The 22,154-nt window shown below is 65.8% G+C and carries 15 protein-coding genes and 1 pseudogene; 8 read left to right on the forward strand and 8 right to left on the reverse strand.

From position 1 onward, the window contains the following. Nucleotides 1-300 precede the first annotated feature (300 nt). On the forward strand, nt 301-873 hold the full coding sequence (locus COA17_RS12305) for a TetR/AcrR family transcriptional regulator (RefSeq protein WP_176484894.1): 573 nt from the start codon (nt 301-303) through the stop codon (nt 871-873). Here the strand turns inward: COA17_RS12305 and COA17_RS12310 are convergent. From COA17_RS12310 to COA17_RS12330, 5 genes are read right to left on the reverse strand one after another with little or no spacing between them, the layout of a single operon-like run. Then, nucleotides 870-3,002 (reverse strand): molybdopterin-containing oxidoreductase family protein, encoded by a 2,133-nt coding sequence (locus COA17_RS12310; protein ID WP_096612828.1) that lies wholly within the window; start codon nt 3,000-3,002, stop codon nt 870-872. The genes COA17_RS12305 and COA17_RS12310 overlap by 4 nt on opposite strands. Beyond that, a complete protein-coding gene (locus COA17_RS12315) occupies nt 3,002-4,168 on the reverse strand; it encodes a thiolase C-terminal domain-containing protein (protein WP_096612830.1) in 1,167 nt (388 codons plus the stop codon). Before COA17_RS12315 ends, COA17_RS12310 begins: the two co-directional genes overlap by 1 nt. Further along, on the reverse strand, nt 4,165-4,566 hold the full coding sequence (locus tag COA17_RS12320) for a Zn-ribbon domain-containing OB-fold protein (protein ID WP_176484895.1): 402 nt from the start codon (nt 4,564-4,566) through the stop codon (nt 4,165-4,167). Before COA17_RS12320 ends, COA17_RS12315 begins: the two co-directional genes overlap by 4 nt. Next, nucleotides 4,563-5,789 (reverse strand): cytochrome P450, encoded by a 1,227-nt coding sequence (locus COA17_RS12325; protein WP_096612834.1) that lies wholly within the window; start codon nt 5,787-5,789, stop codon nt 4,563-4,565. The genes COA17_RS12320 and COA17_RS12325 overlap by 4 nt, the downstream gene beginning before the upstream one ends. Before the next feature lie 10 nt (nt 5,790-5,799). Then, nucleotides 5,800-7,299: a class I adenylate-forming enzyme family protein gene (locus tag COA17_RS12330; RefSeq protein ID WP_281253323.1), complete on the reverse strand. Its 1,500-nt coding sequence runs from the start codon at nt 7,297-7,299 to the stop codon at nt 5,800-5,802. Nucleotides 7,300-7,486: 187 nt separating this feature from the next. Between COA17_RS12330 and COA17_RS12335 the strand changes: the two genes are divergently transcribed. Both COA17_RS12335 and COA17_RS12340 read left to right on the forward strand, forming a co-directional pair. After that, complete coding sequence (locus COA17_RS12335; RefSeq protein WP_096612838.1) at nt 7,487-9,097, forward strand: GMC family oxidoreductase; 1,611 nt, start codon at nt 7,487-7,489, stop codon at nt 9,095-9,097. A gap of 92 nt (nt 9,098-9,189) precedes the next feature. Continuing rightward, nucleotides 9,190-11,691 (forward strand): TonB-dependent receptor, encoded by a 2,502-nt coding sequence (locus COA17_RS12340; protein WP_096612840.1) that lies wholly within the window; start codon nt 9,190-9,192, stop codon nt 11,689-11,691. A gap of 56 nt (nt 11,692-11,747) precedes the next feature. On the opposite strand, the gene COA17_RS12345 is transcribed toward COA17_RS12340, so the two are convergent. Continuing rightward, a complete protein-coding gene (locus COA17_RS12345) occupies nt 11,748-12,431 on the reverse strand; it encodes a TetR/AcrR family transcriptional regulator (protein ID WP_070321394.1) in 684 nt (227 codons plus the stop codon). A 201-nt stretch (nt 12,432-12,632) separates the two neighbouring features. Between COA17_RS12345 and COA17_RS12350 the strand changes: the two genes are divergently transcribed. The 3 genes and pseudogenes from COA17_RS12350 (at nt 12,633) to COA17_RS12360 (ending at nt 15,059) form a co-directional block, all read left to right on the forward strand. Then, a complete protein-coding gene (locus tag COA17_RS12350) occupies nt 12,633-13,814 on the forward strand; it encodes an aromatic ring-hydroxylating oxygenase subunit alpha (RefSeq protein ID WP_096612842.1) in 1,182 nt (393 codons plus the stop codon). Further along, nucleotides 13,815-14,034: pseudogene (locus COA17_RS19920) on the forward strand (hypothetical protein). It begins immediately after the preceding gene. A gap of 2 nt (nt 14,035-14,036) precedes the next feature. Further along, nucleotides 14,037-15,059, forward strand: a complete 1,023-nt coding sequence (locus COA17_RS12360; RefSeq protein ID WP_176484896.1) for an acyl-CoA dehydrogenase family protein — start codon at nt 14,037-14,039, stop codon at nt 15,057-15,059. An 81-nt stretch (nt 15,060-15,140) separates the two neighbouring features. Here the strand turns inward: COA17_RS12360 and COA17_RS12365 are convergent, their stop codons facing one another. Further along, a complete protein-coding gene (locus COA17_RS12365; protein WP_096612846.1) occupies nt 15,141-16,340 on the reverse strand; it encodes an acyl-CoA dehydrogenase family protein in 1,200 nt (399 codons plus the stop codon). Next, nucleotides 16,337-17,797 (reverse strand): aldehyde dehydrogenase family protein, encoded by a 1,461-nt coding sequence (locus tag COA17_RS12370; protein ID WP_096612848.1) that lies wholly within the window; start codon nt 17,795-17,797, stop codon nt 16,337-16,339. Before COA17_RS12370 ends, COA17_RS12365 begins: the two co-directional genes overlap by 4 nt. Before the next feature lie 93 nt (nt 17,798-17,890). On the opposite strand from COA17_RS12370, the gene COA17_RS12375 reads away from it, so the two are divergent. Further along, nucleotides 17,891-20,116: a CaiB/BaiF CoA-transferase family protein gene (locus COA17_RS12375; RefSeq protein WP_096612850.1), complete on the forward strand. Its 2,226-nt coding sequence runs from the start codon at nt 17,891-17,893 to the stop codon at nt 20,114-20,116. A gap of 207 nt (nt 20,117-20,323) precedes the next feature. Then, nucleotides 20,324-22,108 (forward strand): SLC13 family permease, encoded by a 1,785-nt coding sequence (locus tag COA17_RS12380; RefSeq protein ID WP_245857786.1) that lies wholly within the window; start codon nt 20,324-20,326, stop codon nt 22,106-22,108. Nucleotides 22,109-22,154 lie beyond the last annotated feature (46 nt).

Consider the following 22,154-nt stretch of genomic DNA (forward strand, 5'->3'; position numbering starts at 1 on the left):
CTTCCTTCTGCCCGCAATCTGCAATTCTAACAACAATAGATATGTGTGGAAACGACGACAGTGGACGTGCTGTCGTGCACGCGGGGCTGCATCAGGGCCCTTCCGCGCCCACCCGCCGGGCAGGGGTTCGCCGCCGCAGGAACGGGGCCACGCCGGTCCGCGACGTAACGGCGGCGAGTTCTATGTCGATTGCGTCGGTCGGCATCGCATGACACGTCCAGGGTGGAGGAGATACTTTACGTGCCAAGACCGACCAACCCGATGATCTCGCGCCGCGGTGCGGCCCAAGCAGCGCTCGCGGTGATCGACGAACATGGTTTGGACGGATTTAGTATGGCGCTGGTCGCCAAACGACTGGGCGTCAAGCCGCCGTCGCTTTATCACCATTTCCGCGATCGACGGGAGCTGTTGGCGGAGGTGGCGTTGCTGCTGCTCGACCCGGGTATGTTCGAACTGAAGGAGGTCGACTGGGCCGAGCGATTGATCGAATTGTGTCGGAAGACCCGCCGATCGTTGCTGACGCATCCCAAGGCTGCCTCGCTGATCCTGCATTTCTTCCCGCGGCATCTGCTGCTGGATGAATATGACCGGGCAGTCCGTGAAGATCCGCTCGCCGCGGAACTGCATTTGGCGGTGATCGAGGGCACGGAGAAAATCACCTTCGGTTCGGCATTGTTCGAGGCGTTTTCCCGATCGACCGATGTACCGTCGTTTCCACCGGTGGATGCGGCAATTCACCCCACGCTCACCACCTCGTTGGCGGCGAACCCGTTCGGTGACGAGGAACTGTTCGTCGAGACCCTCCGGATGTTCCTTGCCGGTGCGAAGATGCGGGCAGAGGCGAAAAGCTGGGGCACGCGGCTGGCGATCTAGTCGGCGCGTTCCAGCCGGATCGGGATGGCCGACAGCCGGGGCATGGCGTTGATCGCCTGGACGGCGCGGTCACGTGCCACCAGGCGGCTGGTGGAGGCGCCGTCGACCAGCGGATCGGTCGCATCTGGCAGGTTGCCCCAGCCATGCGACATCGACACGACGCCGGGGCGGACCGCGGCGTCGATCCGCACCTCTGCGATGATCGCGTCATGTTCGGCGATCACCCGAACCAGGTCGCCGCCGGCGACACCGAGCGACCCGGCATCCGCCGGCCCGATCCACGCGGGATTGCGCGGAAAGCGCTTGCGCGTGCCGGCGAGGTCCCGGCCGAAACTGTTCATCGTCTCGCGCTCGCGACGAGCGACGAGCAGATGCGTCGCCGGTCTGCCGCCGACGGTGCGTGGAGCGGCGATGTCGGCGCGGCACCGATGCACTTCATCGATGACGTCCGGGGGCGCAATCGTCAGCCGGTCGCGCCGGCCGTCGCGCGCGGGCTGGACTAACGGAGCCGGGCGGTCGAACACCGCGCCTGACGGGTGCTCTTTCACGACCGACAGCGGCACGGTCGATCCGCCCGCGAGCCGATCCAGCAAGGCATCGCTGGTGGGTGTCACCTGCATGTCGAGCGGGCCGGCAAGGTCGAGTGTTACGCCAAGGCGTTGCGCAAGTGCGTAGTAGACCAGCCAGTCGTCCACCACGTCGGCGTCCGCCGGCGGCTCTACCAACGCAGGAGTATATTGCGCGAACGGCAGCTCGAGGCCGAGCGTTTCGAGGAACTGGGTGTGGTCGGGGCGTTCGAATGGCTGCTTCACCGCGAAGACGACGTCGGCGAGCCTGGCGGTTTCCGACCAGACGACGTCGCTCGTCACCAGCAGATCGAGCGCGCCGAGCGCCGCCACCGCATGACGCTGGTCGGGCAGGGCATTGGCCGGGTTGGCGCCGACGCAGAACAGCGCACGGATTGCGCCGGGCGCATCGCTCAGGATTTCGTCAGCGAGCGTCGCCGTCATCATCTGGCCGAACATGGTGCCATAGCCGGTGAGGCCGCGATGCCCGGTTTCCCATTCGCGGCGCGCGGGGCGGACCTCGGCACGGACCGGACGATCCGGGTTGAGGACGGGACGGCGCGGGGCCGGCTCGCCGGCGCGCAATACGCGGCCGCAGACGACGTTGAGCGTCTCGATCAGATGTTCGGCGAGGTTGGAGTGATCGGCCATGTTCGGGCCGGTGCCACCACCGGCGCACCCGCGGCGTCCGTCGCGTGCGAACATCGTCGCGGCGTGAAGCAACTGCCCGGACCGTATGCCGGCGCGCGCCTCTACCAGCGCGGGGTCGAAGGCGGCCACCGCACGCGCGAGGTCGTCCAATCCCGCGACATGCGCGGCGCAGAAGGGCGCATCATGCCAGCCCTCGCGCAGGATGATGTTGAGCAGGGCGGCGAAGATTGCCGCATCGTGTCCGGGTAGCGGCTGCAGGAACAGATCGGCGTTCTCCGCCGTCTGCGTGCGCACCGGATCGATCACGATCAGCTTCAGGCCCGCGCGGCGCGCCTCCTTGATCTGCTTGACCGGGTCGTAGGCGGGCAGGTTGCCCGACCAACCCGACATGGACACCATCGGGTTGACGCCCGACAGCAGCCAAACGTCCGCGCCCTTCAGCGGCTGGCGACCGGCGAGCCAACTGCCCATACGCCCGATCGTCACCCATTTGGCCGACTGGTCGATCGTCATCGAGGTGAACAGCGAGGGGGAGCCGAGCACGCGCAGGAAATCGATCGCCAGCGGGCGGTATATCACGTTGCACGTCGCCTGCGTGCCGACATAGGCTGCGACCGCCCGTGGACCGTGCCGGGCGACGATCGGGCGCAGACGATCGGCGACGAGATCGATCGCGTCATCGAAGCAGATCGGTTCGTGTGTGCCGTCCGAACGACGGCGCTGATGGCGCAGCAGTCGCTTGGGTCCGTAGTGGAACTCGGGCGAGGCGAGGCCCTTGCTGCACGCAAAGCCGCGGGTCAGCGGATTGTCCTTGTCGCCGCGCACCTTGACGACGCGCCCGTCCTCGATGGTCGCCACCAGCCCGCACATGCCCTGGCAGATCCGACAGAAGGTGCGGGTTTCGGTTGTCATCAGATCCGGTTGGCGAAGATCGCGGAACTGACGGTCGGTGCGCCTGGCCCGCCGGCGAGCAGGCAGGTGCGCGCGCCCGCGACCGGATTGGCGCTCTCACCGCGCAACTGGCGCACCGCCTCGATCGGCAGGCCGATGCCGTGGATGAAACCCTGGGCCAGATTGCCCCCCGCGGTGTTGATCGGCAGCTTGCCGCCATCGGCGATGAGATTGTCGAAGCGGATCACCTCCGTCGCATTCTCATAGGTGCAGAAGCCGTGATCGATCAGCGACATGACGCCTTGCGCATCGAAGTTCTCGTAAAGCTGGACGACGTCGATGTCGGCGGGGGTGAGGCCTGTCTCGGCGTACAGGCGTCTAGCGATGCCGCGGAATCCACCAGTGACGTAGAGGTCGGGATCGTCATTCTCGAGCAGGTCGCCCCAACCCGCCTCCGCGCCCTGCGCGCAGCCGAGCAGATATACCGGCGGCCTGGCGAGGTCGCGCGCACGCTCGGCGGATACCATCAGCAGCGCGCCGGCCCCGTCGTTCTCGCGGCTGCAATCGAACAGGCGGAAGGGCTCGGCGATCAGGCGCGATTGCCGCAATTGCTCGACATCGAACGTCTGGCCGTAGCTGACCGCTTCCGGGTTGCGGCTGCCGTGGTGATAGGAGGCGCGAACCAGTTCCTCGACGATGTCGCGGGGGACGCCGTGGTGATCGAACAACCGTGTCGCCCGCACCGCGCAGGCCTGGGCCGGCGACACCATGCCGGTCGCGCGCAGGTGATCGTTAAGATGGTGCGCCATCACCGCAGCGGACATGCGGCCGCTCGAGCCCTCGACCAAGGCGCGAAAGATCACCACCGCGCTCGCCTGCCCGGACAGGATCGCTGCTGCGGCAACGCCGAACGCGCCGGCGATGCCCCCGCCGCCGCCGCCCCAGACCTGCGTCGACCACCGCAATTCGCGGCTGCCGAGCTCGGGCATCAATCGGACCGGCTCGTTCTTGTCGTCGCCATAGGAGACAAAGCCGTCGATCTCCGCCGGATCGAAGCCGGCCTCATCGCAGGCAGCGACGATCGCTTCGACCAGCACGCTGCGCTCGGGCAGCGGGGAGCCGCCGCGCTTGTATTGCTTCAGGCCCACGCCGGCGATGGCGGTGGTGCCGTAGAGGGGGTGAGTCACGCGGCGCGGCTCCAGATGATGGTAGGGATGGAGTCGTCGCCGGCTTGCGTGCGGCCGATGCGGCCGGTCAGGGGTTCGCCGAGCTTCGGATCGATCCGGTCGGGATCGTCGAGCCGGCCGAGCAGGCGGATGCCGCAATCATCGATGTCCACCAGCACGGTGGTGAAGGGCAGGCCGAGCGACTCCGCCCCGCCGAACGCATGCCAGGTGCGCGTCCAGGAGAAGACGGTCGCCGTCATCGATCGCTCGACCCATCGCACGCCGGTGCTGCCGCAGGCGCCGCAGCGATGGGCGGCAGGCCAGATCCAGCGGTCGCAGCCGTTGCAGCGCGGCAGCATCAGTTTGCCCTGTTCCAGTCCGTCCCAGTAAGGTGCGTCGGCGCCGTCAGCGCGGCTCATGCGGGCGACCATTCAAGCGGAAGATTCTCAAGCGCCATTACCGTACCGGTGCGGAAGGCATGTTTCTCGCCGGCCACCGCCCTGAATGACGGGATGCGCTTGATCCATTCCTCGGTCAGGATGCGCAATTCCGCACGGCCGAGGACATGGCCGATGCACAGATGCGGTCCGCTGGAGAAGGTGAGGTGCGCGGTGCGTTTGCGATCGATGTCGAAGGCGTTGGGGGCGTCGAACTTCGCGGGATCGCGGCTGCCCAGGCACAGAATGCACAGCACCATCTCGCCCGGGTGGAAGGTGGCGGCGCCGATCGTCTGCTCCTGCACCACGAGGCGCGGGGTGTTGACGACGCCGTAGAGGCGGATCGCTTCGTCGGCAAAGGCGGGGATCAGCGACGGGTCGGCGGCAAGGCGTGCCTGCAACTCGGGCATCTGCGCCAATTGCTGATAGGCGAAGCCGGTGACGTTGGTGACGGTGTCCATGCCGCCCAGGAACAGGACGAAGCTCATCGCCAGGATCTCGTCCTCGTTCATCGTGCGGCCACCGATGTCGACGGTGATGAAGTGGCTCATCAACTTGTCGTCGGGGTTGGCCCGCTTCTCGTCGATCAGCGCCTTCATCTCCCCCAGGATCAGGCCCGACAGCCGACCGATCTCCTCGGCATTGTTCTGATTGTCGAAGAAGGCCTCCGCCAATTCGCGAAACTCGCGCAGCCGGGACAAGTCCATGCCCATCAACTCCATGAAGACGCTGACGGGGAACACCTTCGACACGTCGCCCTGGAAGTCGCAGCGGCCGCTGTCGGCAACCTTGTCGACCAGCATCTGCGCCCAGCGGCGAATCTGCGGCTCGATCGCCTTGATCGCGACGGGCCCGAACATCGGCATCATCGCGCGGCGGTACGGCAGGTTTTCAGGCGGATCGAGGCTGAGCGGAATGAAGAAGGGCGGATTCTCGACCCGCGGAATCTGCATCTCGCGAACAGAAAAATGATCGGGATCGGTGACCACGGCGGTGATCGTGTCGAACCCCGTGGCGATCCAGTGGCCGCCATTCAGCGTCGTCCAGAAGATCGGCGGTGCATCAGCCAACGCCTCGGCATAGCTGCCCTGTACGTCCTCGCGGATGCGCGGATCGGCATAAATGTCAAAATCGAAGACGAGATCGGCGGGAATGTGCGCGGGTACGGGCCCCGGCACGGCGGCAACAGCAGTATGAGCGTTCATGATGGGCTCCTCAGCGGACACGCGACAGGCGCTCGTGCGCGCCGGCGTAGAGTTGACGCACCGCGGGCTTCGACAGCTTCCCCGTGGCGAGCCGCGGCAGTGGATCGGCGGAGAAGGCGACGTAGCGCGGCACCTTGTAGTTGGAGAGGTTGGTGTCGCAGTAGCGGATCAGCGCCGCGACATCGATTTCGGCGGGGCCGTGATAGACGACAAAGGGTGTCTCGCCGAACTTTGGATCGGGCGCGGCGATCGCCAGCGCCTCGGTGATGCCGGGGAACTCGCACACCACGCGCTCCACCTCGGCGGCGGAGATGTTGAGGCCGCCGGAAATGATCAGGTCCTTCAGCCGGTCAACAAAGGTGAGCAGGCCATTCTCGTCCAGCGTGCCGATGTCGCCGGAATGCAGCCAGCCATTGCGGATCGTCTTGGCGGTCTCCTCCGGGTTGCGCCAATAGCCCTGCATCATGCCCGGCGAGCGCATCACGATCTCGCCGGGTTCGCCGGGATCGCAGTCGGTGCCGTCGGGTCGCACGACGCGCAAGTCCATGAAGATGTTGCCCCAGCCGCATTTCTCGGGCGCCGCCATGGCGAGATGCTCGGGCATCATCGTCGCGTTCCCACCAACCTCGGTCTGGCCGTAGATCTGGCGGATGGTGATGCCCTTGGCCTTGTACGTCTCCAGCAGCTGACGGCTGACGCGCGCGCCGCCAGCGGTGGCGAGCCTGATCGACGACAGGTCCGCGCCGGCGAACTCGGGCAGGGCGGCGATGAACTCGAAAAAGGCAGGCACCGCGCCGAAGCAGGTGATCCGTTCGCGCTCGATCAGCCGGAGCGCATCGGCAGGAACGAACTGCGGCATCATGTAGATGGTGCAGCCCAGGGTCGTATAGTGCATCAGCTGAACGAAGCCGGCCGATGTGTTGAGCGGCGCAAGGCTGATGATCCGCGATCCGGGTGCCGAGCTCGTCTCCTCCACCGCCCAGCTGGCGGCATAGGCCGTCATCGAGCGGTTGGTGAAGACCACGCCCTTCGGCTTGGCGGTGGAGCCGGACGTCGCGATGATGACCACCGGCGCGTCGGGTTGCGGATCGTGCGACGGGGTGACCGACGCGCCGTGGCGCAATGCGTCGATCTCCGCCAGGGCGCGGGGCGAAACGCCGGCGTCCGTCATGTTTCCGCTATGCGCCGGATCGGCGAACGAGATGGCCGGTTCGGTGGTTTCGACCAGTTCGGCGATCTCGCGCGGCTTATATCGGAAGTTCACCGGGTTGACGATGCCGCCGGCGCGGATCGTGCCCATGATCAGGGCGACATACGCAAGACTGTTGGTAGCGCAGATGGCAACCCGGTCACCCGGCTGGAGCCCATCGGCGATCAGCATCGCGGCGACGCGGCCCGACCAGTCGTGATAGTCGCGGTAGGTGAGCACATCGCCGTCGAGGACCACGGCCGGCTGGTCGCCGCGCATCCTGGCCCACCATGCGATGGCATTCGGCAACGTCTGCGGCATATCTTCCTCTCCGGCGTCGGCATGGCCGGCGCAGCTTCTCCTTGTCGACGACGAAGCTAAAAAGGCGCCAACCTAATAGCAATAGTTTTTCTTCGGCCGGGGCTTGTCGACATGCGCCCGATGGCGTTACCTATTCATCGTAGGTTGAGCGGCGCGAAATGCTGCCGACCCAGGGGAGGGCGCGCGAATGAGCTACGATTACGTGATCGTGGGGGCGGGAGCAGCGGGATGCGTGCTGGCCTATCGGCTGTCGGAAGACCCCCGGATCGTGGTGTGCGTGATCGAGGCCGGGCCGCGCGACACGCATCCGTTCATTTCCATGCCCAAGGGGCTCGCCAAGGTGATGGCCGATCCCAAGCACCTGTGGGCCTATGCCAGCGAGCCCGATGCCTGCACCGGCGAGCAATCCGAAATGTGGGTGCGCGGGCGGGTGCTGGGCGGATCCACCTCAACCAATGGCATGATGTACGTGCGCGGGCAGCCAGCCGATTTCGATGCGATCGCCGACGTGTCGAGCGACGATTGGAGCTGGAAGCATATCGGCGCGGCCTATGCGGCGCTGGAAGGGCATGAACTGGGCGCAGCGGAAACCCGTGGCGACGCCGGCCCGCTGAAGGTGACGATGCCGACGCTTCGCGACGAATTGTCGGAAGCGCAGATTGCCGCGGGCGTGGCGATGGGGTGGCCGCGCAAGGACGACGTCAACGCGCCCGACAATGGCGACGGGATCGGCTTCACGCCGCGCACCATTGCCGGCGGCAAGCGACAGAGCGCAGCGACCGCGTTCCTGCGCCCGGCAGAGAAGCGTGCCAATCTGACGGTGATGACCGACTGCACCGTGGATCGCGTCACCTTCACCGGTAAGCGCGCCACCGGAGTGGAAGTGGTGCGCGACGGCAGACGGGAGACGGTGGCGGCGAGGGGCGAAGTGATCGTCTGCGGCGGCGCGATGGCAAGCCCCGGCGTCCTCGAGCGATCCGGCATCGGTGACGAGGGGCGGCTGAAGGCGCTCGGCATTCCGCTGATCCACCACAATCCGGAAGTCGGCGAAGGGTTGATCGAGCATCGCGGGCTGATCGTGCAATGGAAGGTCAGGCGCGACATTTCGCAGAACAAGCAGTTCCACGGGTGGCGGCTGCTGCGGTCCGCTGTGCAATATTATCTGACCCGCTCCGGTCCGATGGCGGCCGCGGCCTATGAGATCGGTGGCTGGTTCCGCACGCGGCCGGGGCTGAACCGGCCCGATGCGCAGATGCTGGTCGCGCCCTTCTCGTTCGACTTCGCCAAGCAGCGGCAGGATGTCGAGCGCTTCCCGGGCATGCACGTGGTTGTCTATCCGCTGCGTCCCACCTCGCGCGGCAGCATTCATATCACCACGCGCGATCCGGATGCGGCGGCGTCGTTCCGGCCGAACTACCGCGCCAACGACGAAGACCGCGCCGCCATGATCGGCGCAATCCGGGTGGTGCGCGACTACGTCCGCCGATCGCCGCTGGGCGAGCTGGTCGGCGAAGAAACCATGCCGGGCGCGCAATATGAGACCGATCAGCAGATCCTAGACGCCTACGATCGCTTTGGCACGTGCGGCTATCATGCGGTCGGCAGCTGCCGGATGGGGAATGACGCAGCGTCGGTGGTCGACCCCCAGCTGCGCGTGCGCGGCGTCGACGGGCTGCGCATCATGGACACATCGATCATGCCCGCGATCCCCGCCGGCAATACGCAGGGCCCGACCATGGCGATGGCGTGGCGCGCTGCGGACCTGATCCTGCGCGACCATGTCGCCACGCCGGCGTGACCGTTATCTATTGACATTAGGTTTGTTACGGCCGAAGTTTCGGCGACGCGACAGAAGATCGCGCAACCTGTTTTCAGAGAGGATGTAGAAGGATGAAGCGTTCCTTGCGGCTCGCCTTGGTGGCGCTGACCTCCACCACAGCGATTGTGCCCTCGGCCGTTCAGGCGCAGGTGGCCCCGGATGTTGGCCCCACGACGGCGCAGGAATCCGGCACCAACAGGGGCGAGGCATCCGAGACCGGCGCCCGTCCGGCCAACACGACGCCCTCCGCGGTCGGCGACGGCGAGATCATCATCACCGCGCGGCGCCGTGACGAGCGCCTGCTCGACGCGCCGGTCGCGGTCACTGCCGTCGGCGGCGAGACCCTCACCCAATATCAGGCAACCCGCGTCAGCGACATCGCGACCCTTGTCCCCTCGCTCATCGCGGGCAAGGCGGCGTCGGGCTCGTCGGCCAGCATCTTCCTGCGCGGCGTCGGCTCGACCGCGCTGAGCGCCGGCTTTGACCAGTCGGTGTCGTTCGTGATCGACGGCCTGCCGATGAGCCGCGGGCGCGAGATCAGCCTTCCGCAGTTCGACATCCAGCGCGTCGAGGTGCTCAAGGGGCCGCAGGCGTTGTTCTTCGGCAAGAACACCACCGGCGGCCTGATCAGCGTGTCGAGCAACAACCCGACCGACACGTTTGAAGGCGGGATCAAGGGCGGGTACGGGTTCAACGCCGACGAACACTATGTCGAAGGGTATCTGTCGGGCCCGGTGTCGGATACGCTGCGCGCGCGCGTCGCCGGTCGTTATTCCAAGGCAAAGGGTGCGTTCACCAACACCGCGGCGGACGAATACACCAACTACATCCCGGGGCAGTTCCGCACGCGCGACCGGGACCGCCGGGGCTTTTCGGAAGCCTATGGCGCGCGCGGCACGGTCGAGTGGGAACCGAGCAGCGCCTTCAAGCTGCAGGTGAAGGGCGGCTTCACCAAGGTGACGGATGGCGGCCCGACCGACATCATCGAGCGGCTCTGCGGCGCCGGCCGGACGACCCCGCTGCCCGCCAACGGCATTCCCCCAAGCCCCAACGCCGATTGCCAGATCAACGGCCGATCGGATCAGTCCGCCATCCCGATCCAGGTGGCCCAGGCGAATTATCGCTATGCCCGCAACGGCGACATGTATGGCGATTTCGCGTCGCAATACGGCATCGCGACGGCGAACGTGACGAGCGATCCGTTCGATGTCACGTCGATCACGGGCTATTATCACTTCCGCCAATATGATCTGAACAACGTGTCGGGCGAAGCCTATCCAGCCGGGTTCAGTCAGCTCGCGGACTTCGATCAATTCTCGCAGGAGTTGCGGTTCCAGTCGAAGTTCGACGGCCCGTTCAACCTCCTGTTCGGCGGCTTCTATGCTTACGGCGATTTCCTCTTCAACACCGACGCCTATATCGCACCGCTGCCGTTCGATCCGGGCACGGGCACGTTTGTCAGCTTCAAGCGCGACAACGGGTTCAAGACCCACTCCATGTCGGTGTTCGTCGAAGGAACGCTCAATCTTTCAGAGCAGTTCGAGCTGTCGGCCGGTGCGCGCTACAGCCTGGAATCGCGCGACAGCTACCAGCGTTCGCTGCCGGCTAACGCCGCCTTCGCGGCGGTCTTCCCCGGCGGGATCGCGGTGAGCGACCGCTACCGCGACGACAATATTTCTCCGCAGGCGACGATCCGGTTCAAGCCGGATACCGACACCACCTTGTACGCATCATACAAGCAGGGCTTCAAAGCAGGCGGCTTCAATATCTCGCAGGCGCTGACACCGGCTCCGACTGCCGTGTTGCAGGATCAGGGCCGCTTCGGCGCGGAAACCGCGGAGGGCGGCGAGATCGGCTATCGCACGCTGGCGTTCAATCGCCGGCTGACCTTCAGCCTCACGGCATACCGCTACGAATACAAGGATCTGCAGGTCCAGTTCTTCGATCCCACCACCGTGTCGCTCACCGCGGGCAATGCCGGCAAGCTGCGCACCCAGGGCGTGGAGGCAGACGTCAATTTTCGCGTGCCGGGGATCGACGGTTTCAGCCTGCGTGGTGCGGCGGCCTATAACGATGCCAAGTACCAGGACTATGTCGGCCAATGCTATCCCGGGCAGACGATCGCGCTGGGCTGCAATCTCCAGCCCGCCGGCGGCGTCTTCAACGCGCAGAATTACGATGGCCGCACGCCGCCGAAGGCGCCCAAATTCGCGGGGCGCGCCGGTTTCACGTTCGAAACGCCGGTAAGCGGCTCCGGATGGTCGGTCCGTGTCACCAGCGATGTCAGCTATACGTCCAAGTATAATTTCTCCGATGCGCTCCGTCCCGACGCGGTCCAGAAGGGATATGCGAAGCTCGACGCGGCACTGGCCCTCAATGGTCCGAACGAACGCTGGACGCTGTCGGTGATCGGCCGCAACCTCACCAACAAGCTGGTGGTCACGGCCGCGAACGACATTCCGTTCGCAGGTGGAACCGGCACAGGGACGGCCGGGCCGGGCGTTACCGCCGACATGTCCGCCTTTGTCGACAACCCGCGGGAAGTATTCGTCGAGCTGGCGTTCAAATTCTGACTGTTCTTCTTCCGAACAACATCGAAGGGGTGGTGAGTTCACCGCCCCTTTTCTTTTTACCTGCTGCCGTATCGCGCACGAAGGCCGGCAAGCAGCACCTGCAACCCTTCCTTGAAAATGTCCTCGTCCGACGGAGCGAGCTCAAGCGCCTCGGCAAGTCGGGGGAAATGCGCCGCATCGACCTCGGGCATGGCCGGGATGTGATGCGCTTCCGCCGCCGCCGCGAACAGCGACGAGCCATATGTGAACTTCTCTATCACTTCGTGCACGATCATTTGCGTGGCGAGCGGATACGGACAATCCCGCAAACCGGCTTCGTAAGCGGGGAGCATCAATCGCCGCGGAAAAAACCGTAGCGAAAGCGGCGCCGCATTGGGATGGCGCAGGGCAACGCGGCGAGTGGCGCAACTGAGCTCCACCATCCGCGTCTCCCAATCGGTGGACCATTCCTCCTGCTCGTGGCCGACTTCGAAAAGCAGCCTGCGTGCGACTTCCGCGAGAAGCTCCTCCTTGTCACGAAAGTGGTGGTAGAGCGATGGCGCACTGACACCTAGTTCCTTCGCCACAGCTTGCAGGCTCAGGGCGTCCAGTCCCTTCGCATCGATGAGCCGCAATGCCGCCTCCGCAGCGGCCTCACGGGTGATCAGCGGGGACGATGGGCGCCCTGCACGCGGCACGCGACGCTTGCCGCCAACGGTCGTCTTCGTCTTTTTCGCGACTGCCGGAGTCATGATGTTCATGCCGGCAAGCTAACGGGCTTGCTGCCGGACGGCCAGAGCTTGCTCCACGCACCGGTAATCCAACGACCATATATCTCGCGATTGCGCGCGGCGAGGGTCACCGACGGGCATGACGCCACGTGCTGCGCAAAGAGGCATAAAACTATTGCCATTAGTTTTAGAGTCGGGTACGACCGGCCTACAAGCAGGAGAGGTGCGACCATGAACTTCGTCGCCGATATCGCGAGGCCGGCCGAGCGCCGCGTGACGCGGCTGTCTGACCTGACCGACAGCCAGCAGGAAGCAATCCGCCGCATTCCGGCCGAGAAGGACGCCGTCAACGTCCCGCTCGCGGCGACGCGGCCGAACGCGATCTTCACCGGTCGCGAGCGGTTTGACGCCGAGCAGGCGAACATCTTTCAAAAGCATGCCGTGCCGGTGGCATTGGCGGCGGTGTTGCCGGAGCCGGGATCGGTCGTCGCGATCGAAGCGTACGGCAAGCCCCTGCTCGTTACCCGGACACGCGCCGACAATATCAAGGTCTTCATCAACGCCTGCCAGCACAAGGGCGCGAAGCTGGTGGAGGACTGCGCCGTCCATAAGCAGGGGCGGATGGTCTGCCCCTATCATGCCTGGACCTACGGCCTCGACGGCAAGCTGATCGGCGTTGCCCGGTCGGACATGTTCGAAGGCGTGATGAAGGATCAGCGCGGGCTGAAGGAACTGCCCAGCGTCGTTTGGGGCGGCGTCATCTATGCCCAGCTGAACGGCGGACCGCTGGACGTGTCGCAGTTGCACGACCAGATCGATGCAGACTTCACCGCGCTTGGTATCCACGGCGGCTATGTCTACGGTCGCAAGACCTTCGACCTGGCGGCCAATTGGAAGGTCGTTCTCGAGCCTTTCCTCGAAGGTTATCATGTGCAGCGGCTGCACGCCGCATCGATCGGCGCGCTGTTCGTCGATGCGCCCAGCGTCAGCGACACGTTCGGCGTCAACATCCGTCAGGTGTCAGGGCGCATCGGCTATGAGCCGGCGATGCTGGACGAGGATGCGGACACGAACGTCCACAAGCTCGTCACGCACGCCTATACCGCATTCCCCAATGTCGTGGTCGTCACCAGCCAATATTACACCAGCGTGATGATCCTGATGCCGTACGGCGTGGACCGGACGATCGTACATTATTACATGGTCACCCCCGGCCCAGCGACGACGCCCAAGGCGGAAGAGGTGTTCGAACGCTCCTACGACCTGATCATCAAGGTGTTCGCGGGGGAGGACTTTCGCGCGGCGCAGATCAGCCAGGAAGGGTTGAACGCGGGAGTGCCCGAAAGCACCGTCTATTGCGGTCTGGAGGAAAACGTCATCCGTTACTACGAAGCGCTCGAGACGTTGCTGTAGATGCCGCAACTGATCGTTACGATGAGGGGCGGGACCGAGCATGACCGCGGCGACGGGTTTGACGCATTGCTCGCCATGTGCGGCGGCGGTTATTCGTGTCCGACATCCGATGAGGGTCGATAGCTCCGAACATTGTGGCAAGCGCTCGCGGCTGTCTTGCTCGTTGCGCTTCGAGAACGCATTTGACGGTTTGCGCGTCACCATCGCGCCGGAGGATTGAACGTGGAGCAGGCATTACGCGAGGCGCTCGACCGCCATCTGGCAAGCGCCCGCGACGGATCGACCGCTCTCGGCGCCGCCGGCGTTTTCGGGTTGATCGTACCCGAGGAACTTGGAGGTCTTGGCCTTGACGTGTCGACGGCGGGAGCCGTGCTCGACATGCTTGGCGAGCATTGCGAGCCGACATCCTTCCTGGAGACATGTGTCATCGCCGCGCAGTTGCTTCAGGGCGCGCGAACACCGGCCGGGGAGGGCGTGCTGCGGGACATTGCGAAAGGCGCGACGGTCGCTGTCGCTGGGCTGGATCCACGGCTTCGCCCCGGCGTCAGCGCGACACCCACGGCTGTCGGGTGGCGACTCGATGGCGATGCACAGCTGGTGCTCGACGGCGCGTCTGCGGACTACTTGCTCGTTGCGGCGCAAACCGAACGCTACACGTCCGCGCTTCTTGTGGTGCCCGCAACGACCGACGGCGTGATCGCCAAGGCCTATCCGACGATCGATGGCCGTGCGGCCGCCGATCTCCGCTTCATCAACGCCGAGGCCGCGCTGCTCGCCACCGATGTCGAAGATGCGCTGAGCGAAGCGGGTGACATCGCGCTCGCCTGCCTCGCGTCGGAAGCAAGCGGTCTGATGCGGCGGCTGGTGAGGGACACGGTCGCCTATGCAAGGGAGCGCGAACAATTCGGCCAGCCGATCGCGCGCTTCCAGGTGATCCAGCATCGGCTTGCCGACATGCATATCCAGGCGCGCCGGGCAACGGCGATTGCTGCGCGCGCCTGTCAGGCGCTGGGCGGCCACTGGGCCGAGCGCGCGCGGCTGGTCAGTGCGGCGAAAGTGACGGTGGCCGATGCCGGGCGCTTCGTCGGGCAGAATGCGGTTCAACTGCACGGTGGCATGGGCATGACGCAGGACCTGCCGGTCGGTCGCTGCTTCAAACGGCTGACGGTGATCGAGCACGAACTCGGCAGCGCCGATCAGCACCGCCAGCGTTTCGGGCGTATGACCGCGCAACTCGCGGTCTAGTGCCTTTTTGCGCAACGAGCCGTGCGCGCAACCCCCGCGAGAGACCGCGCCACCCCGGCCTTCCCCTGAGGGAAGGTACTACTATCCAAGCACCTCCTTGGCGACGATGCCGCGCTGGATCTCGTTGGTCCCGGCATAGATCAGGCCGGCCCGCGTATTAAGGTAGCGAAGTGGTGCGATCGCCTGCCACGGTTCGCCGCTGCAATAATCTGACGCCGTTTCCGGATAGCCGACAATGGGGCCGCCCGGCTTGCTGACGCCGGGCTGCCACGCCCGGCCGACAGGCCCCGCCGCTTCAAGTTCGAGTTCCGACAAGCGTCCCGCCAGTTCGGTGCCGAGTATCTTCATGATCGACGGATCGGCTCCGAGCGGCTCGCCCCGCGACAGCTTCGACAAGGACTCGCTTTCAAGCGAGTCGAGCACCTCGATATGGATTTCGAGGTCGGTCAACTTGTTGGCGAATAGCGGCTCTTCGGCAAGGGGCCCGGCATGGGCGCGCAAGGCGTCGAGCCTCACCTGAAGCTGCGGCGCGTAGGCCGAACCGCCCCGTTCGAACTCGAGCAGATATTTGGCGACACTCCATCCCCCGTCGATCGCGCCGAGAACATGGGCAATCGGAACACGTACCCGGTCGAAAAACACCTGATTCTGGATCCATTCGCCGGATGCCATGACGATCGGACGCACCTCGATACCCGGTGTGGTCATGTCGGTGAGCAAGAACGTGATGCCTTGCTGCTTGCGCTCGCCGCGCGCGGTGCGGACGAGGCAGAACATCCAGTTCGCGACATTGGCATGCGTGATCCAAATCTTGCTGCCGGTACAGACGAGATCGTCACCGTCGCGCTCGGCCTTCATCTGCAGCGCCGCCAGGTCCGACCCGGCGCCCGGTTCGGAATAGCCCTGACACCAGAAATGCTCGCCCGACAGCATCCGCGGCAGGAAGAACGCCTTTTGCTCTTCCGTGCCGAAGCGGAGGATCGCCGGCCCGGCCATGTCGATCCCCATGGGCGAGGTGGGTGGCGCGCCGGCGAGGACGCGCTCGCGCTCGAAGATGTGGCGCTGCGTGACGGACCATCCAGCCCCGCCATGCTCCTTCGGCCAGGCGGGTGCCGCCCAGCCGCGCTCATGGAGGATCGCCTGCCACGCCATCTGCGCCTTGTGATCGGCGTAGACGCTCGTCATGCGGCTGCCGGCAGCGCGGATCGGGGGCGTCAGCTTCTCGGCGAGAAAGGCGCGAACTTCCTTGCGAAAGGCTTCGTCTTCGGGCGTCAGCTTCATGACGCCGCCCCGGCCGCTTCCGGGGCGGTGCCGGCAGGCTGCTTGGGAATGAAGATCGACTTTGGCCGGGTGAACTCGAGCAAGCCGGCCAGGCCGTTTTCCTGCCCGAAGCCCGATTGCTTGGCGCCCGCCAGCGGGGTGAAGGGCGTCGATTGCAGGTTCTGGTTGATCCACACCGTACCGGTATCGAGCCGGTGGGCGATTTCGGTCGCCTTCTCGATGTTGGCCGACCAGACGGCGCCGGCAAGGCCATATTCGGTGTCGTTGGCCCGCGCGACCACGTCGTCCACGTCCGTCCACTTGAGCAGCGGCAAGACGGGCCCAAACGCTTCCTCTACCACGACGCGGCTGTCGTCGGGCGGGTTGTCAACCAGCGTCAGCGGCACAAAATAGCCACGCTGGGGCACGTCGCCGCCCTCCAGCAGCGTCAGCCCGTTCGCGCGCGCATCGTCGAGGAGGCCGAGAACGCGGCGATATTGCGCCTCGTTCTGGATCGGGCCGTAGCGGTTACCCTGCTCGGCACCGTCACCCACCGGCGTGGCCTTGGCAAGCTCGTGCAGCCGGTCCCGAACCTGGTCATAGATATCCGCGTGGATGAACAGCCGCTTGGTCGCGACGCACACCTGCGCGGTGTTGTGAAACGCGCCCTCGAACAGCTGTTCCGCCACCGTATCGACATCGACGTCCGGCAGCACGATGGCCGCGTCGTTTCCGCCCAGCTCGAGCGTGATACGCTTCAGGTCCTTGGCGGCGCTTTCCATCACGCGGCGGCCGGTTGCCGTGGAGCCGGTGAAGCTGATCTTGGCGAAGCCCTTGTGCGCGGTCATCAGCGGGCCGAGCGCGTCCCCGCCCGCGATGACGTTCAACACGCCCGCCGGAAAGCAATCGCGGATCAGCTCGGCGATTCGTAGCGTGGTAAGCGGGGTGAAAGGGGAGGGCTTCAGGACCAGGGTGTTGCCGGCCATGATCGCCGGCGCGATCTTCCACACCGCCAGCAGCACCGGGAAGTTCCACGGCACGATACCGCAGACGACGCCCAGCGGCACGTGATGCACCTCGATCCGGCGGGTGTCGGTCTCCTCCGTCACGTCGATGGGGATATCGAGCATGGTGGTCGCCTTCATCCACATCGCACCGCCCAGCACCTCGCCCTTGGCGCCGGGATAGGGACGGCCCTGTTCCTTGACGAACAGGGCGGCGAGCTCGTCGGCATGTGCCTCGATGATCCCGGCCGCGCTGATCAGCGCGGCCTTGCGCTCGGCGATCGGCACGTTCTTCCAGGTCGCAAAGGCGCGGGTCGCAGCCGCGACGGCGCGATCGAGATCGTCGGCGGTCGCGTCGGGAGCCTCGGCGAACACCTCCCCCGTCGCCGGATTGCGCACCGGCAGAGAGGCTGCCGTGGGCGCGGCGGCGCCGTCGATCGTCATGGTGAAGCTTGTTGCTGCCACGTTGGCCATCTAACTCTCCCGCTGATCGCGGCCATCAGCCGCTTGTGTCTGGCAATCTAATGCCCTTAGATAAGATGGGCCGCAAGAGGTTGGGAGAGGAAGATGGCAGTTGACCGGCCTCTGACGGGAGTCCGGGTGGTCGACGCGGTACACGGGCCGCTGAGTATCACCACACGATATCTTGCGGAGCTCGGCGCGCAAGTGGATCGCATCGCGGATGCCGCTCACGGTGATAGGCTGGCGGATCGCATCGCCAATCTCGGCAAGACGGTGCATCCCTTCGATCATCGCGCGCCGGAAGCCGCTTCTCTGCTCGCCGCCGCAGATATCATAGTCGAGGATTGCGGCCTCCAGCTACGCGCAAGCCAACCAGCGCAGGTCATCGTCAGCGTCAGTCCGTTCGGACAGGGAAACTCCCTGTCGGGGTGGCAGGCGAGCGACGCCGTCTTGCATGCGCTTTCAGGCGAACTGTCGCGCTCGGGGATTCGTGGGCGCGAGCCGCTGCTGCCGCCGGGGCAGCTGGCATGGCAGTGCGCGGCGGTGCAGGCGGCATTCCTGGCGCTGCAATCCTATTTCCTCGCATTGCGAACCGGGCAGGGCGACCGCATCGACTTTGCCGCTTTGGACGGCGCAGTGCAGGCGCTTGACCCCGGCTTCGGGATCGGTGGCAGCGCCACGATGGGGCGTCCGGCGCACCTGCTGTCGCGCGAGCGGCCTGCCAAGGGTTTTCAATACCCCATCATCCGCTGTGCCGACGGTCACGTGCGCCTGTGCCTGCTGGCAGCACGGCAGTGGCAGGGCATGTTCCGCTGGATGGGCGAACCCCCTGCCTTCGCGGACCCGAGCTTCAACAGCACGGCGGTCCGCTACAAGTCACCTGATCTCCTGCCGGCGATCGCTGCCTTCTTTGCGGACAAGACCCGTGCCGAACTTGAAGCCGCTGCCATCTCGTACGGCGTGCCGCTGAGCGGCGTGGCGACGCTCGCCGAAGCGCCGACGCTGCCCCACTTCGTCGAACGTGCGTCCTTCCGCAGCGAAGACGTGAATGGCGCGACCTATCCCGTTCCAAACGGGTGCATCGTCGTGGATGGTGAGCGGATGACGCCGGATGCAGGGCATCCGCGGGCTCGCTTGGTGCCAAGCGCACGGGATCTGTCCCGGCCGTTCGAAGGGCTGAAGGTGCTGGACCTCGGCGTCATCGTCGTCGGCGCCGAAACCGGTCGCCTGCTGGCCGATCAGGGGGCCGATGTGGTGAAGGTGGAAAGCGGTGCCTTTCCGGATGGCAACCGCCAGTCCTATCTGCCCTACGGCCTCTCGGCCAGCTTCGCGGCCGGGCACCGTAACAAGAGAGGTCTTGGCCTCGATCTGCGTCACCCGGATGGCAAGGCGCTTTTCCTTCGGCTGGTCGGGCAGGCCGACGTGGTGCTCTCCAACTTCAAGCCGGGGACGATGCAGTCGCTCGGCCTCGGCCGTGACGTTCTCGCAGCCGCCAACCCGCGCGTGATCAGCGTCGAGAGTTCCGCCTTCGGAGATAGCGGCCCCTGGAGCAAGCGGATGGGGTATGGCCCGCTCGTGCGGGCAGCCACCGGTCTGACGGAGGCGTGGCGCTACGCCGATGATCCCGAAAGCTTCAGCGATTCGATCACCATCTACCCCGACCATGTCGCTGGCCGCATCGGCGCGATCGCTGCGGTGGCGTTGCTGATCCAGCGTGAGCGGACCGGGCAGGGGGGACATGCAAGCATCGCCCAGGCAGAGGTCATGCTCGCCCAGTTCGGAGCGGAGATCGCACGAGCGTCGACCGGCGTTCCTGCCGAACGCGAGCATTCGGCGGTCTACCGCTGCCGCGGGGACGACGAGTGGATCGTGGTCACCGAGCGCGACCAGGCCGATGCTGCTGCGTTCGTCTCTGGGTGCGGTGGGCGGCCCGCAAGCGAATGGGCGGCGTCGGTCGATGTCGACGATGCGATGCATTGCCTTCAGGCTGCCGGCATTCCCGCCGCGAAGATGCTGCGGGTGGGAGACCTGCCGGGCTTTCACTATTTCGCCGAACGAGGCCTTCTGCGGCGCGAGCATCATCCCTTCCTGGCGGACGTGGTCACGTCCGAGGCAACGCAAGGGCATGGGCGCCTCCCGGCCCCTCCGATCGCCCCCGCACCGCTCATGGGCGAGCACAGCGACGAGATCATGAGGGAGTGGCTGGGCCTCAGCCCGAACCAGATCGAGGACCTTGTGGCCAAGGGTGTGGTCGAGCGCGCCAGCATCGAGGAACGGAGCGCAATCCAGCAGACACTGGCGGCAAAGACCTTGCGCTCGGAGGACGCGTAACAGCGTAAGACCGCCAGCCAAGTGGTCCAAGAATGGGTAGCAGCTCAGGTCGAGCGCCGCCAGCAGCGATAGCGCGCGCAATGACCGAGGCGATGTCGCAGGCCGGGGCGGTTCGCGGTCGCCGCGTTGCCGCGATGATTTATCCCCGCTGTGGCACCGGGTCACATGGCGGATGCGGCGAACCTTGCGGTCATGCGTATGAGCAGCATGATCGCATCCCTCTCGGCCAACGGCCCCATCGCCGGGCTTGTCTTCGTCGTGCTTCTGCTGATCGCCTTCGCAACCGAACGATTTCCGCCCGTGACCGTCGCGGTCTGCGGCGCCGCTGTGATGATCGCGCTCGGCTGGATCGGCTGGGACGAAGTGAGCGCCGCTTTCGCCAACCCCGCGCCGATCGCAATCGGAGCGTTCTTCATCCTGTCGGGGGCGTTGGTGCGGACCGGCACGATCGAAGCACTGGCGAGCACGGTCGTGCGGCGCGCGGCGCGTCAGCCGCGACGGACGGTCGCGGAGATGTACATCGGTGCTGCGATCGCACCGGCGTTCATCAACAACACGCCCGTCGTGATGGTGCTGATTCCGCTCGTCCGACGCCTTGGCCAGGCGATCGGCATCGCCGCCACGCGCTTGCTGATCCCGCTGTCGTACCTGTCGATCCTCGGCGGAACGCTGACGTTGATCGGGACGTCGACCAATCTGCTGGTCGATGGCGTCGCGCGCGCCAACGGGCAGCCGGGCTTCGGCATTTTCGAGATTTCCGGGGTTGGGCTGGCCGCGATGCTGGCCGGCATCGCGACGATGCTGTTGATCGGAAAGCGCCTGCTACCCGACCGCCCCGACTATCCCGCGGAGGATCGGCATCATCTGACCTATCTGACCGAGATCGAGTTGACGAAATCGGTGGGGCTGCTGGCCGACCTGCCGCTGCTGCGGCGGGCGACCATCAAGCTGATCGCGGTGCGCCGCGGTACGGAGCTTCTGCGGCGGGTCGAGGCCGACTTCGAACCGCGCATGGGTGACCGGTTGATTGTGGCGGGCCCGGCGGCCGAAATCGACGACCTGGCGCGCAGCGAGGGGTTGATCGTCGGGTTGCAGAACGTCGGGCATCCGATCCGCCTCGCCGACGACGAACGGGCCTCCGACGTGCGCCTTGTCGGGCTGACGATCGCGCCGACGCATCCGGCGCTTGGGCGCGCCTTGCGCGATATTCCGTTTCTCAACAATCTGCCCGCTCGTGTGCTTGGCATCGGGCGGGCCCGCCATCTGCCGGGTCCCGATCTGGGCAGCGTGCGGCTGCGTGCCGCCGATCACCTGCTCGTTGCGGCGCGTGAATCGGCCATCCTCGAGTTGAATGAGAACCCGAATCTGATCGCGGAGGACACCAGCCACGTCCGCCGCTTTCGGCGCCGCCTCGCCCCGATCGCGATCGGCACGCTGGCGGCGGTCGTCGTGCTCGCGGCGCTCGGCGTCCTGCCCGTGGCGCCGCTCGCGATCGTCGGGGTCGCGGTCGTCCTGATCACGCGGTGCATCGATCCCGAGGAAGCATGGAGCGCGATCGACGGGAGCGTGCTGGTCCTCATCTTCGCGATGCTCGCGATCGGCAGCGGGCTGCAGGCGATCGGGACGGTCGACATGATCGTCGCCTGGGTCGCCCCGTGGCTGCGTACCTTGTCGCCGCTGATGCTAATCGCCGTATTGTATCTGCTGACGTCGGTCCTGACCGAAACGGTCACCAACAACGCCGTCGCCGTGATCATGACGCCCGTCGCGATCGGCATCGCTGGCGCCACCGGCACTGATCCGCGGCAGCTGATCGTAGCCGTGATGTTTGCCGCATCGGCGAGCTTCGCGACCCCGATCGGCTATCAGACGAACACGATGGTCTATGCCGCCGCCGACTATCGCTTCGCCGATTTCCTGAAGTTCGGCATACCGATGAACCTGACGGTCGGCGCCGCCACGTGCGTCGCCATTCACCTCCTGATCGCATGACCGGTGCCGCGATCACCCGCTGAAGCATCGACCTGAGGCGTTTAGC

It is taken from the genome of Sphingomonas ginsenosidimutans (assembly GCF_002374835.1).
Classification (GTDB): Bacteria; Pseudomonadota; Alphaproteobacteria; order Sphingomonadales; family Sphingomonadaceae; genus Sphingomonas; species Sphingomonas ginsenosidimutans.